The organism is Spirosoma pollinicola (assembly GCF_002831565.1).
Classification (GTDB): Bacteria; Bacteroidota; Bacteroidia; order Cytophagales; family Spirosomataceae; genus Spirosoma; species Spirosoma pollinicola.
Window position 1 is genome coordinate 1,687,208 of sequence record NZ_CP025096.1, and the last position, 12,871, is coordinate 1,700,078.

11 protein-coding genes are annotated in these 12,871 nt (G+C 48.4%); all 11 read right to left on the reverse strand.

All coding sequences use genetic code 11. The features are described from left to right. Positions 1 to 118: 118 nt before the first annotated feature. The gene (locus CWM47_RS07165; RefSeq protein ID WP_100987337.1) at positions 119 to 1,477 is read right to left on the reverse strand and encodes a TldD/PmbA family protein; all 1,359 of its coding nucleotides are present in this window, start codon (positions 1,475 to 1,477) and stop codon (positions 119 to 121) included. A 108-nt stretch (positions 1,478 to 1,585) separates the two neighbouring features. Then, on the reverse strand, positions 1,586 to 3,226 hold the full coding sequence (locus CWM47_RS07170; protein ID WP_100987338.1) for a TldD/PmbA family protein: 1,641 nt from the start codon (positions 3,224 to 3,226) through the stop codon (positions 1,586 to 1,588). Between the two features lie 61 nt (positions 3,227 to 3,287). Then, positions 3,288 to 3,689 carry a GxxExxY protein gene (locus CWM47_RS07175; RefSeq protein WP_100987339.1) on the reverse strand — a complete coding sequence of 134 codons (402 nt, stop codon included), beginning with the start codon at positions 3,687 to 3,689 and terminating at the stop codon, positions 3,288 to 3,290. Between the two features lie 16 nt (positions 3,690 to 3,705). Further along, positions 3,706 to 5,040 (reverse strand): TldD/PmbA family protein, encoded by a 1,335-nt coding sequence (locus CWM47_RS07180; RefSeq protein WP_100987340.1) that lies wholly within the window; start codon positions 5,038 to 5,040, stop codon positions 3,706 to 3,708. Between the two features lie 105 nt (positions 5,041 to 5,145). Next, the gene (locus CWM47_RS07185; protein WP_100987341.1) at positions 5,146 to 6,804 is read right to left on the reverse strand and encodes a TldD/PmbA family protein; all 1,659 of its coding nucleotides are present in this window, start codon (positions 6,802 to 6,804) and stop codon (positions 5,146 to 5,148) included. A gap of 398 nt (positions 6,805 to 7,202) precedes the next feature. Then, positions 7,203 to 7,613, reverse strand: coding sequence for a hypothetical protein (locus tag CWM47_RS07190; RefSeq protein WP_100987342.1), 411 nt, complete (start codon positions 7,611 to 7,613; stop codon positions 7,203 to 7,205). A 108-nt stretch (positions 7,614 to 7,721) separates the two neighbouring features. Beyond that, the gene (locus tag CWM47_RS07195) at positions 7,722 to 8,807 is read right to left on the reverse strand and encodes an ATP-grasp domain-containing protein (RefSeq protein WP_100987343.1); all 1,086 of its coding nucleotides are present in this window, start codon (positions 8,805 to 8,807) and stop codon (positions 7,722 to 7,724) included. A gap of 470 nt (positions 8,808 to 9,277) precedes the next feature. Beyond that, positions 9,278 to 9,757 carry a CYTH domain-containing protein gene (locus tag CWM47_RS07200; RefSeq protein ID WP_100987344.1) on the reverse strand — a complete coding sequence of 160 codons (480 nt, stop codon included), beginning with the start codon at positions 9,755 to 9,757 and terminating at the stop codon, positions 9,278 to 9,280. A gap of 5 nt (positions 9,758 to 9,762) precedes the next feature. Continuing rightward, a complete protein-coding gene (locus CWM47_RS07205) occupies positions 9,763 to 10,701 on the reverse strand; it encodes a CHAD domain-containing protein (RefSeq protein ID WP_100987345.1) in 939 nt (312 codons plus the stop codon). An 85-nt stretch (positions 10,702 to 10,786) separates the two neighbouring features. Further along, positions 10,787 to 11,725, reverse strand: a complete 939-nt coding sequence (locus CWM47_RS07210; protein ID WP_100987346.1) for an NAD(P)-dependent alcohol dehydrogenase — start codon at positions 11,723 to 11,725, stop codon at positions 10,787 to 10,789. Between the two features lie 134 nt (positions 11,726 to 11,859). Next, on the reverse strand, positions 11,860 to 12,840 hold the full coding sequence (locus tag CWM47_RS07215; RefSeq protein WP_100987347.1) for a helix-turn-helix transcriptional regulator: 981 nt from the start codon (positions 12,838 to 12,840) through the stop codon (positions 11,860 to 11,862). Positions 12,841 to 12,871: the final 31 nt, after the last annotated feature.

The following is a 12,871-nucleotide window of genomic DNA, read 5'->3' on the forward strand; positions in this document are numbered from 1 at the left end:
CAGATACTTTGCCTGCTTTCAGGTTTTAATTTTTTGGTACTTTTCTGTATTAAAAAGAAAGAGGCCATAACCCAATTGGTTATGGCCTCAATACGTATAATCTGGAAATTATATTGACTTATACCGCGTCCGACAGGCTGGTGAACGTAAAGTCCCGAATCTTCATGGGAGGTATCAGGTTACCACCCACTCGTACCGGTTTGCCCATGGCTTCAAGGTTATTGAGCATAATGACCGGGCTTTCGTTGAAGCGGAAATTCTTGACCGGAAACTTGATCTGGCCGTTTTCGATGTAAAATGTCCCGTCGCGGGTCAGGCCTGTATACAATTGAGTTTGTGGGTCAACGGCCCGGATGTACCAGAAACGAGTAACCAGAATGCCTTTATCCGTGCCTTTGATCAGGTCGGCCAGGGACTGCGTACCACCAACCATGATAAAACCACCGGGAGCCGGGATAGGTTGAACACCTTTTTTGTCGGCCCAGTAACGCGAATAGTACATGTTTTTAACAACCCCATTCTCGATCCAGGTCCGTTTTTCCTGCGGGAGTCCATCGCCACCACCACCGCCACCAAAACGGCCACCACCGCCACCTCCTCCGCCAAATGGCGATAAGGGTAATTCGGCGTTCAGCGGATCGGAGATAAACGTAACGCGCTCATCGAAGAGTTTTTCACCCAGGCGGGTACCGCCCCCTTTTTTGCTTAGAAAGCTCCTCCCTTCGTCGGCAGATCGGGCATCCATACTCCGCATCATATTCTGAAGCAACTCGACCGAAGCGGTGGGTTCCAGAATGACAGTATATTTACCGGGCTCCAACGCTCTGGCACTCGCCGAGGCCAGTGCTTTTTGCATGGCTATTTCGGTAGTTGCCTTGGTATTCAGCTTACTAACGTCTGTCACATCCGGGTTGGCATAACCTGAGCCTAACCCATCGGCGGTGCGTACAGTAATGGAAAAATCAACGTTGGTGGCCCGGTTGTACCCGAAAAGCCCTCTGCTGTTGCCTATGCAGGAAAAGCCCGTGGTATCTTCCATGTACCCGGCGGCAGTCAAATTCTTCTTCTTGCAGGGATCAATGCTGTCGAAAGCAGCTTTGGCCCGGAATTCAGGGTCAATTTTAGACGTGCTTTCAGCATAGGTTTTGGTTTCCAGATACGTCTGTGGCCCTAGCATGGGCATGTATTCCGGATTTTCAGGCGCCAGTTTGGCAATTTCTTCGGCCCGCCGAACGGTTTTTTCCAGCGACGCATCATCAAATTCGTTGATGGTGGCTGTGCCCGAACGTTTGCCGTAGACAGATGTGACGGATAGAGCCAAATTGTCCGATTCACCACTGGTTGAAACCGAGTTCCGGGCGTATCGAATGTTACCCGTGCGATTGCCCGTCAGGCTTACACTCATTTCATCAGATTTGGAGTAAGCCAGTACTTTATCAATTATCTTTTTTGCTTCTTCTCTCGTTAGGATCGCCATGTCTATATAATTGGGACACAGAGATTCACGGAGTCAGGCGGAGATACACAAAGAATAATAAAACTCTGTGTATCTCTATTTAACTCCGTGAATCTCTGTGTCATAATTTTAAATTTTACGTGCTGTATTAATTACATTGACGCCGTTAAAGCGGGCCGTTGCGCTGCCGTGCGACACTGCGCTCGACTGTGGTGGCTGACCTTTGCCATCATTAAACGCGCCCCCCAGCCGGTAATCACTCTGGTCACAAACGGCCACGCAGGAATTCCAGAATTCACGGGTATTGGCCTGATAAGCTACATCTTTCAGCATACCAACAATTTCGCCGTCTTTGATCTCGTAAAATAACTGCCCGCCAAACTGGAAGTTATAGCGCTGCTGGTCGATGGAGAACGAGCCGTCGCCGATGATGTAAACGCCCTTCTTGACATCTTTGATCATTTGCTGCACCGACAGTGGTGTTTTTCCGGCTTCCAGCGATACGTTGGCCATGCGTTGAAACTGAACCGAACTCCAGTTGTCGGCATAGCAGCACCCCTGCGATTCTTTCTCGCCAATGATGTGCACCTGATCACGAATGGCCTGGTAATTGACCAGAATACCATCCCGAACCAGATCCCATTTCTTGGTCTTTACGCCTTCATCGTCCCAGCCAACTGCTCCCAACGAACCCACCTGGGTTTTGTCGGCCACCAGGTTTACGGCATTGCTGCCATAGTTGAAAGTCTTGGTTTTCCACTTGTCGAGGGTAGCAAAACTGGTTCCGGCATAGTTGGCTTCGTAGCCGAGTACGCGGTCGAGTTCGAGGGGGTGACCAACTGATTCGTGGATGGTGAGCCAGAGGTGTGACGGATCGAGAACCAAATCGTATTTGCCCGCTTCTACCGACTTGGCAGTCAGTTTTTCTTTGGCCTGTTTAGCCGCCGACGTGATATCTTCCAGCATGTCATACCCTTTATTATAGCGGGTAGTCACGCCGGTTACTTTGTCACTTGGGTTTACCTGAAGGTAATCGTAACCCATACCCATAGGGGCGCTCAATGAGTTTCGGGTCGAAAATTTTCCGCTCTGCGCATCAACGGCGGTTACCGTGAAATTTGGCCCAATGCGGTGAATGTCCTGATCGGCATAGGTGCCGTCGGTGGAGGCAAAGTATTTTTGCTCATTGATCTGGAACAGCACGTTGTTGACGAAGTTCGCGCCGTTCTGCATCGCAGCCGCATTGCAGGAAAGCAGCAGATCGACTTTTTCCTTGATGGGTACTTCAAACGCATTCCGCTTTATGGGGGCTTTCCAGCTTACTTCACCGTATCCTTTCTGAGGGGCCAGTTGAACGGGTTCCGTTAATAGGCGGGCATTCGCTTTTGCAATAGTCACCGCAGTTTGGGCTGCTTTGGCAACAACGGCTTCATCGCGGGCATCACCCACCGACGCAAAACCCCAGCAACCGTTAACGATAACCCGAACGCCAACGCCGAACGATTCGGAATTGATAATGCCCTGTACCTTGTTCTCGCGGGTGAGGACGAATTGGTTCAGGTAGCGGCCAATACGCACATCGGCATAGGTAGCACCCAGCGACTTGGCTGTATTGAGAGCGGCATCGGCCAGACGTTTCTTAACGGCCACATCCAGACCCGGCTCCAGCAGGGCTTCAGGCGATACGGAACGGGAAAAAGCAGGTAGGGAAGGCATTATAATGCCCGCGGCTCCCATACTTAACAATTGATTGAAATCTCGACGATTCATGTTTTATTATTTTGGGCACAGAGATTCACAGAACAGAGATTCACAGAGAAGACACAAAGATTCACAAAGAAAAATTTGTGAGTCGTTTAATGCCATTTTGCAGCATCTTGACCCGAAAGTTGATAAGTAAGCCTAAACGATAATTGCAAAATTTAAAATAGGTTAGAAGCTGTGCCACATTGAGATCATTCAGTTCTTCCACGGTTTTAAGTTCAATAACGAGCTGATCTTCAATTAGTAAGTCGAGCCGATAGCCATGTTCCAATACAATGTCTTTGTAAATGATTGGCATCGGTTTTTCACGTTCGACATAAAGGCCAGCGGCTTGAAGTTCGTAGCATAGACACTCCTGATAAGCTGATTCAAGTAAACCTGGTCCTAAAGCTCGATGTACTTCAATCGCTTTCCCAATGGTAATGGTTGCTAAATGATCCTCTGTGGATCTCAGGGTATCTTCGTGCATCTCTGTGGCTCTACAACTAAACAGCGTCCGACAAACTTGTGAACGTGAAATCCCTGATTTTTAAGGGAGGTACCAGATTACCACCAATGCGAACGGGTTTGCCCATTGCTTCGAGGTTGTTGAGCATAATGACCGGGCTTTCATTGAAGCGGAAATTCTTGACCGGAAATTTGATCTGGCCGTTTTCGATGTAAAACGTCCCGTCGCGAGTAAGGCCTGTGTAGAGCAAGGTTTGCGGATCGACCGGGCGGATATACCACAGGCGGGTGACTAAAATGCCTTTCTCGGTTCCTTTAATCAGGTCGGCCAGCGATTGGGTGCCGCCTTCCATAATGAAGTTGCCACCGGGAGGAGTCGCATGCACGCCTTTCTTTTCGGCCCAATATCGGGAGTAGGGCATGTTTTTGACGACACCCTTTTCGATCCACGTCACTTTTTCCTGCGGACGCCCATCCCCGCTGAACGCACCGTTGGGTACTTCGGGATTAGTTGGGTCGGAGTAAATGGTAACGCGTTCATCGAAGAGCTTTTCGCCGAGCCGGGTCCCTCCGCCTTTCTTGCTCAAAAACGAGCGACCCTCATCGGCGTTGCGGGCATCCATCGAACGGACCATAGCCACCAGCAGGGAGGCATCGACGTTGGATACAAGGGCGGCCGGTTCCAGAATAACCGTATACTTGCCCGGCTCCAGAGCCCGCGCGTTAGCCGAGGCCATTGCTTTCTGCATGGCAACTTCGGTCATGTTTTTGGTACTCAGTTTCGATACGTCGGTAACGTCCTGAGTAGCATAACCCGAACCCAGGCCATCGGCGGTACGTACGGTGATAGAAAACTCGACAGACGTTTCCCGATTATAGGCCGATAAACCTTTGCTGTTTCCGATAGCATTGAATCGGGTTGAATCTTCCATGTACCCGGCGGCCGTCAGATTCTTTTTTCGGCAGGGATCAAGACTTTCGAAGGTAGCTTGCGCCCGGAAATCCGGAGTCATTTTAGCGGTACTTTCGGAATACGGGTCCGTAGACAAGTACGTCTGCGGCCCTAATGCCGGCATATATTCCGGGTTTTCGGGGGCTAGTTTAGCAATTTCTTCGGCCCGCCGAACGGTTTTTTCCAGCGACGCATCATCGAATTCGTTGATGGTAGCGGTGCCGGAGCGTTTACCAAAAACCGATGTAACACCTAGAGAGAGGTTCGTACTTTCGCCACTGGTCGAGACCGAGTTTCGGGCATAGCGGATATTCCCGGTGCGTCCGCCCGACAAATTGACACTCGTTTCGTCGGCTTTAGCGTAAGAAAGTACCTTGTCAATTATCCTTTTTGCTTCTTCTTTGGTTAGGATGGTTGCCATGTTTAATTAGTCATTGATGGTCATTGTGGACATTGATTGTCAGAGATAGTTAGCAGTTGCAAACACAGCTAATGACTATTCCTGACAATCAATGACCACAAATAATTATATTTTCCGTCCGGTATTGATCACATTAACTCCGTTAAAGCGGGTAGTGGCGCTACCATGTGAAACAGCGCTGACCTGTGAGGGTTGGCCTTTGCCATCGAAGAACGAACCAAATGTGCGGTAGTCGTCCTTGTCGCAAAGCTGGGCGCAGGAGTTCCAGAATTCCTGGGTGTTCGACTGATACGCTACGTCATCGAGCATGCCAACAATTTCGCCGTTCTTGATTTCGTAAAACAACTGCCCGCCAAACTGGAAATTATACCGTTGCTGATCAATGGAATACGAACCCCGGCCGATGATGTAAATACCTTTATCAACGCCCTTGATCATGTCGAAGACGGACCGTTTTTCAGTACCCGGCTGCAAGGATACGTTAGGCATCCGCTGAAACTGCACCGAGTCCCAGTTGTCGGCGTAGCAGCAGCCATTGGATTCTTTTTCGCCCAGGATGGCGGCCTGATCGCGAATGGCCTGGTAGTTGACCAGAATACCATCTTTAATCAAATTCCATTCTTTGCAGGGAACGCCTTCGTCGTCGTACCCAACGGTGCCGAGGGTGTGTGGCTGTGTTTTATCAGCAACAATATTGACCAGCTTGCTGCCGTAATTGAAGGTCTTGGTCTTCCACTTGTCGAGCGTAGCGAAGGATGTTCCGGCGTAGTTGGCTTCGTAGCCCAGCACCCGGTCGAGTTCGGTGGGGTGCCCAACCGATTCGTGGATAGTCAGGCCGAGGTGGTTCGGGTCGAGCACCAGATCGTATTTGCCCGGTTGTACACTTTTTGCCGTTAACTTTTCCTTTGCCTGTTTAGCCGCCAGTATGGCATCCTCGACCATGTCGTAGGAGTTTCGGTAGCCGACTAATCCATTGGGAGCCTTGATTTTTTCAGACTCCAGACCGTCCAGGTACTCGTAGCCCATGCCCATCGGCGAGCTAATAGCGTCACGGGTTTTGAATTTCCCGGCGGCCCGGTCAACTACAGATACGGTGAAGGTTGGCCAGATCCGATGAACATCCTGATCAATGTAGGAGCCATCGGTGGAGGCAAAGTACTTCTGTTCGTTGACGAAAAACAGGTTTGATGTCATGAAAGCCGCGCCGTTTTTCATGGCTTCGCTGTTGACCTTCATCAGCAGATCAATCTTTTCCTTAACCGGAATCTCGAAGGCATTTTTCTTGATCGGGGTTTTCCAGGTTACCTCTCCAACACCCTTTTGTGGGGCTAGTTGTACGGGTTCTGTCTGGAGTCGGGAATTGGCTTTAGCAATGGCTACGGCTGTTGCCGCGCATCTGGCAATGCCATCGGGCGTAACATCGCTGGTAGCAGAAAATCCCCACGTTCCATTGGCAATTACCCGAATACCCACACCAAATGATTCAGCATTGGCGATGTTCTGCACCTTCATCTCCCGGGTAAAGACAAACTGTTGGAGATAACGGCCAATACGAACGTCGGTGTAGGTTGCGCCCTTGCTTTTGGCAGCGTTAAGCGCAATGTCTGATAAGCGTTTTTTGGTGGCGGTGTCGATGCCTATGCCCCGGCCACTTGCTTCGAGCAGGTACTCTGGCGATACTGCATTACCCAGAACGGGAATTGACGCAGTTAACAGACCGCCAATGCCTAAGCCAGACAACTGAATAAAGTCTCGTCTTTGCATGTATTAAAAAAGATGATCGTTGATGAACGAGCGTACTAAATAGCTCGGAAAAAGCACGAATATGGCTAAAAATTATGTACCAGTTAATAAAGAATTTTATTTTGTGACGAACGGTAAGGACGTAGTAGACGGATATACCCAATATTATTTGGTAAAATTGCTCAATGACAGTTAATTCACTATATAGAGGAAATAGCGTTAAATCAATATAGGTATGGCTATTTATACTTAGTAGCTGGAATAACTTGTAGGTGATGAATTAATTACGATTACTGCCAATATTTTTGATTGGCGTGCTCCAGTGCAAGTATCGGCGCAGGAATATTGGCCTTAATTCAAAGCCAATTAATAATCTGAAAGGAGCGAAGATTGGCAATCAATTTGTCAACTAACGCTACTTAAAGCCGCACTAGTGTGCGGGTAGCTGTTGCCGATTGATTGAAGCCTAATTCAAAGAAATTCTCAACAAGCAACTGATTGCCTTTTCGCTCGATTTTATAGGCTGACCGTTGAGTTGAACTGGAAAATAGACTGATAACCAGAATGCTTTTATCCTTAAGCTCATAGCCATAATACCCACTGCCCAATTTGGGTACGAGCGACCCGGCAGAGTTAACTTCTCTACCCCGATTAACCAGGAGACTATTAGGTAATGGCCTGCCCGAACGGTCAAGATTAAAAATTAAAGTATCCTGACGGCCAGTTTGTTCGACCCAAATACCTGTAAGGGTGTCAGGCGAGACGGCAGTTGTTTTCTCGCAGGCAACGAAACCCAGGCTGAGTAAGAGTATGCAAATTGAGAATCGCATAAACAGGTGTTTGGGAAGAGGATTCTGCTTCGTTGCGAAGGGTTGGAACGATACTAAAACGTCGTTACCAGACGTAATCCGGTAACGACGTTTTTTAGTGTACGCTTATTATTTCTTGGCTTTCTTAGGCTTATCCGCTATAGCTTCTTCTTTTACGTTCTCAGTCTTTGGTGCTTTTGCTGTTTCCTTCTTCGCTTTAGGAGCTTTAGCTTCTGTTGAGGGTACAGTTACGAGGGGCTGGTTTGCCACCGAACTACGCACAAACGTACCCCAAGTCAGGTTATCTTGTCCCTTCTTCGCCTTGCCTGCCCGATCAATGGCCATGTTGGCAGCCGCTTCAACGACCCAATCAAAGTTTTTCTGACCAACCGAATGCACATCGGCGTCGGGAGCTGGGTTGCAGAAGTCAATGGCAATAGGGATACCATCGCGCACAGCAAATTCGACGGTGTTAAAATCATAGCCGAGACCGTGATTGAGTTTTAACACATAGTCGGTCATGGTGGCCAGTAGCTTCTTGCCCGCGTCGCCAGTGGTTTGCATTTCGGCTGCATAGCGCAGATGGTGCGGGTTGCGAGGTTCGTAAGGCATAATCAACACATCTTTACCGCCTATACAATAACAGCGGAAATAGTCTGTGAAGTCGATGGCTTCCTGATACAGCATAACTAACTGAGCTGTTTCGTCGTATGCCTTGAACATTTGGTCGGGATTGTCAACTTTATAGACACTCTTCCAACCTCCACCGGCATGGGGCTTCATAAAAGCAGGGAAGCCAATATGGTTGAAAATGCCTTCCCAGTTCATATTCTGCAAGTTGCGGAATGAATTATGATTCGTATCGTCGGGCCGTTCTTTGGAAGGCAGCAGAATGGTTTTTGGAACAGGAACGCCTAGTTGAACCGCCAGTGCATTATTGAAAAACTTTTCGTCGGCACTCCACCAGAATGGATTGTTGATGACGGCCGTACCGGTCAATGCTGCATTTTTCAGAAATGCTTTATAGAAAGGCACATCCTGCGAAATCCGGTCAATGATTACGGCATAATCGGTTGGCACACTCTGTTCAACCTGATCGATACGCACAAATTCAGCTTTAAACTGGCTTTGCTTTTCATTAACGCGGTCCACAAATGCCTGTGGGAACGTATTCTCCTGACCAAATAATATACCTATCTTGCTGTTAGTGCTCATAATGAGTTAGTTATGTCGATAAATCCAATCATTCAGGTGATCGTTAGGCTAGCAAACCAGAAATTTGCTTTCCTGATTCGGGTAAAAGTAAGAAAAAATCACCCAGCCTCTAAAACAATGATAAAGGGTAAATTGATTATATGATTGATTAAAAAAACAGCTATGTGTATTTTCCTTTATTAAAAAGCCTGATGTTAATGACTGATTTTTCCGTTTGGTAACAACATAGTAGATAGTCAATTAACAAACTGTTTCAGATCAGCATTGGCAATTCACTACCCGAATGTGTACCTGGATTTAGGTAGGAACCAGGGGCTACTGACGCAACAGGCTTATTTGCCCCGCAGGCAGTAAAAAAGACTAGTTGAAAGAGTCTTATGCAACTTCTATTTGATTGGATTGTATTCCAGATAATGGTCCTGAGCCAATGGAAATAGGCTGTTTATGTAGCTCAGGTGCAGTAAGGCAGCTTATTCTGGGGATGATTCCCATTTTGAGAAGGGATGGCTTACGAGCTGGGAATTATAATACTTCGGTTCTGAGGTTACCTCCCGATCAATCCAGGAAGGTAGTTTCACTTTCTGGTGTTCATCGCTCAATTCTACTTCGGCCACTATCAGGCCAGTATTTTCTCCCTGGAATTCATCAACTTCCCAAACGAGTCCTTCATACTCAATCCGGTAGCGAGCCTTTTCAATAATAGGCTGTTCACATAGGTGATGGAGTAGCTCCAGAGCATCCTGAAGGGGAATTACATATTCATACTCAACCCTACGGGCACCTTCGCTTTTGCCTTTGATGGTTATATATCCCTTATCGTCTGCCCGACGAACCCGAACCGTTCGATTCGCGTGAGTACTTAAATAGCCTTGCTGATACAATTGGGCCTTCGTTCCTTTTTTCCAGTCGGTGCCCTTGACCAGATACTTTCGTTCAATTTCAATGCCCATTTAATTCAGTCGTTTAATCCTTTTTGATTGATCTCATCCGGTTCCTTTTGCCAGAGCTTCCAGTATAGTCGATAATGATCTACAAATGAATGGGGCTTTTCGGCAAACAACCGGTTGGCCAGGAGATAGATTCGCTCCTGTAAGGCAGTCCGCTGCCCATGAAGCGCCTGTAATACCTTTTCTTTGCTCTCTTTATTTCTTAAGATTAGCCGGTCTGAGTCTATCTCCATAGCTAACACGCCAAAGTCATGGTCATCGCCTAGTAACTCGCCTAATTGGCCGAACTCGTGTTCGTAGGCGCCAATAACACCCGGCCAGATCGGCTCAAGCAAGCGGGTATGATACCAGATGGTTTTTACCTCTTTGCGTAATTCATGCAAATTATCAATACTGGCTTCGTGGTGGGCTAAGTGTAACGCCCGACGACCACGGCGGTACACGTCTTTCAGGTTTGGTCCAAAAAACGAGAAGGACCGCTGGTGTTTACTAAGGCCGGAGAGCTTCATTGGAGCCTGCCGAAAAGCCTCAGCTACCGCTCCAATGTTCATTGGGTCATCAAAAAAGGCCCGAGATGCCTGGTCTTGCCGGAGAGTCAACGTTTTGTTCAGCGTAGCGAAAACAGCCGGGGCAATCTGCGGGGGATGAGTCTGGCGAAGTTTATCAAGGGTTTTGATCATCACCGTGGCATCCCGTAGCGGAGATAACGTCTGGCCAATAGTTCGGTAGTGGGCATTGATTCGTTTGAAGTCGTCCTTTTTTAGCTCACTTTTGACCAACCGAATCAGGGCTCGAATCTTTTTAATTCGTTTTCTGACGCTATGAATAGCTTCTCCCTTTGCCTGTCCCGTTTCGTTCAGCGCTTGACGGGCTGCCTGCACTTGCTCGTTAAGGATTCGATGGATGTTGGGAGCAATTGCCTGCTCTCGACTTAACGCATATCCCATAGTAGTTACGCTGATTTAAGGTAATTTGATAAAGCATAACCAACGAAAGAGCTAATTGTCTTTTCGGCATCTTTATATTTAGCTACTATAGGCTAATCACTATTTTTCCCTGAATACCGCCCTTGGCTGCTTCTGTGTAGGCTTGTTTAAATGAGGCTAGTGGATAGGTTTTATACACGACCACATCCAGACCGTTGGCTGCGTCATGGGCAATCTGGTCGAGATAGGCCCGCGACGGTTTGAGGTTGAGAATTTCACGCTTCTTTCCCGAAAACAAGTTGTGAGCGAATGCGCTGGCCAGGGCCGTAGGTGTGGGAAGAGTACTAACATAAACCGAAACCGGTTTCATCCGTTCTTCCACCTGATCATACGGTAGTTTGCCCGACAGGTCGAGTACCACATCGTAGGTCGAGGGGTGGTCCAGAACGTTCTGCTGATCGTAATTGATGACCTCGTCGCTACCAAGTTTCCGGGCCAATTCAATCCCCTTTGTCCCTACCACGGCGGTAACACGGGCACCCTGCCGTTTGGCGAGTTGTATGGCAATAGTGCCGATTCCTCCGGTAGCACCCACAATTAACAGCTCCATACCGGGTTTTAACGGAGCCAGTTTGTCGAAAATCTGTACAGCCGATTCGCCAACCACCGGTAATGCAGCCGCTTGTTCAAACGAAAGAGTGGCAGGTTTGTGACTAATTGTATCCGCCTTCACCCGTACATACTCCGCCATGGCTCCACCCTTGAAAATATCGGCAGTGCCCAGTACTTCGTCGCCTTTCTGGAAACCGTCGACCCCATTACCTACGCGCTCAACAATCCCGGCGAAGTCGATACCGACGCTTTTTGGAAAACTGAAGCCGGTCAAAATTTTCATTTCGCCTGCCCAGATTTTCCAGTCCAGGGGGTTGATGGAAGCGGCTTTCACGCGCACCAGCACCGTGTCTTTTTCAACTTCGGGAACCGGAGCGTCAACTAATGTGACAGTATCTAAGCTGCCGTATGCAGAATACTCTAACTTTTTCATGCGTTATTTTCGTGGTTTCAGACTTTTACGCGCGCTTTCAAAAAATCAGCCGCCATTCCCGAATGGGAATTTAGTGACGCAAATGTCTGGCCTTGCGGGCAGTTAAAATAACCTGAAAAGCCCGAAAAACAGTCCTATCCGCCCACCGAATAGCGCTTCGGTTTGATTCCGTACTGCTTTTCGAATTGGCGGCTAAAATGACTTAAATTCACGAAGCCCAGTTCGCTGCCCACCTCTGCTACCGAGTGGCCGCCGTGCTTCAGCAGAAACGCGGCCTCCTCCAGCCGAGCTTTCTGGTAGTAATCGTAAATGCTGTCGCCAAAGAGTTGGCGAAACAATTCTTTCATTTTTGTCTGACTCAGGCCCCCGAATGTAGCCAGCGACGGCAAATGGGGCGGCTTGCTTAAGTCGGCCAGAATGGAGGCTCGAATTAGCAACAGCTTAACCAGGTCAGCTTTGTTGATGGGACCATTTGACTTGGTTTCCCGGCGGAGTAGCTTCTCAAAAACCAGATAGACCAGTTCCTGCACTTTGATCTGGTAATAAAACAGGCTCAGGGCTCCGTCCGATTGGGCATCCCGCAGTTGCCTTAGTATTTTTTCGATTGCCGGGTCCAGTCGTTCATACGCCAGAAAGCCCGGTTCACTGGACAAAATAGCCTGAACCGTTGCGTTGGGTTCGTTGACCTGAAGGACGCTTCGCAACCGGGATGCCGCTATGCCAATGACGGTAAAATAGATGGGCGTATGCGCCGGAAAACGGATGACCGAATCTAGTTGCGTCGACGAAATCTGAATGGCAAAGTCCGTATTTTTAGCCAGTAGTATCTGCCGTTCACGGGTGGACAATGGCACCAGCTGGTCGTGGCTGTGACAAATGATACTAATCAGGTCATACGGTTCCAGAGCCGGTCTGCGCCGGATAACAAACTCTTCCTTCAGGGTGTAGTGATGAATGAGTAATTTAAAGTCGGGTGCCAGGTTAATTTTTCTGATATAACCCGTACCCAGCGAAAGCGGTATGGAGAGTGTGTCGCCCTGAACCGGCGCGTGGAATTTATCGCTGAAATAGGTCAGAAAATTAAAGTCAGGACTACTTGTAAAGGCTACTTCCATTGTTTACCGAGTCAATAAGCTGTCTACGTCC

Excerpts from the sequence above, each read along its gene's own strand:
- CWM47_RS07170 (WP_100987338.1), bottom strand. The coding sequence starts at position 3,226 with ATGAATCGTCGAGATTTCAATCAATTGTTAAGTATGGGAGCCGCGGGC.
- CWM47_RS07175 (WP_100987339.1), bottom strand. The coding sequence starts at position 3,689 with ATGCACGAAGATACCCTGAGATCCACAGAGGATCATTTAGCAACCATT.
- CWM47_RS07210 (WP_100987346.1), bottom strand. The coding sequence starts at position 11,725 with ATGAAAAAGTTAGAGTATTCTGCATACGGCAGCTTAGATACTGTCACA.
- CWM47_RS07205 (WP_100987345.1), bottom strand. The coding sequence starts at position 10,701 with ATGGGATATGCGTTAAGTCGAGAGCAGGCAATTGCTCCCAACATCCAT.
- CWM47_RS07215 (WP_100987347.1), bottom strand. The coding sequence starts at position 12,840 with ATGGAAGTAGCCTTTACAAGTAGTCCTGACTTTAATTTTCTGACCTAT.
- CWM47_RS07180 (WP_100987340.1), bottom strand. The coding sequence starts at position 5,040 with ATGGCAACCATCCTAACCAAAGAAGAAGCAAAAAGGATAATTGACAAG.
- CWM47_RS07200 (WP_100987344.1), bottom strand. The coding sequence starts at position 9,757 with ATGGGCATTGAAATTGAACGAAAGTATCTGGTCAAGGGCACCGACTGG.
- CWM47_RS07195 (WP_100987343.1), bottom strand. The coding sequence starts at position 8,807 with ATGAGCACTAACAGCAAGATAGGTATATTATTTGGTCAGGAGAATACG.
- CWM47_RS07165 (WP_100987337.1), bottom strand. The coding sequence starts at position 1,477 with ATGGCGATCCTAACGAGAGAAGAAGCAAAAAAGATAATTGATAAAGTA.
- CWM47_RS07190 (WP_100987342.1), bottom strand. The coding sequence starts at position 7,613 with ATGCGATTCTCAATTTGCATACTCTTACTCAGCCTGGGTTTCGTTGCC.
- CWM47_RS07185 (WP_100987341.1), bottom strand. The coding sequence starts at position 6,804 with ATGCAAAGACGAGACTTTATTCAGTTGTCTGGCTTAGGCATTGGCGGT.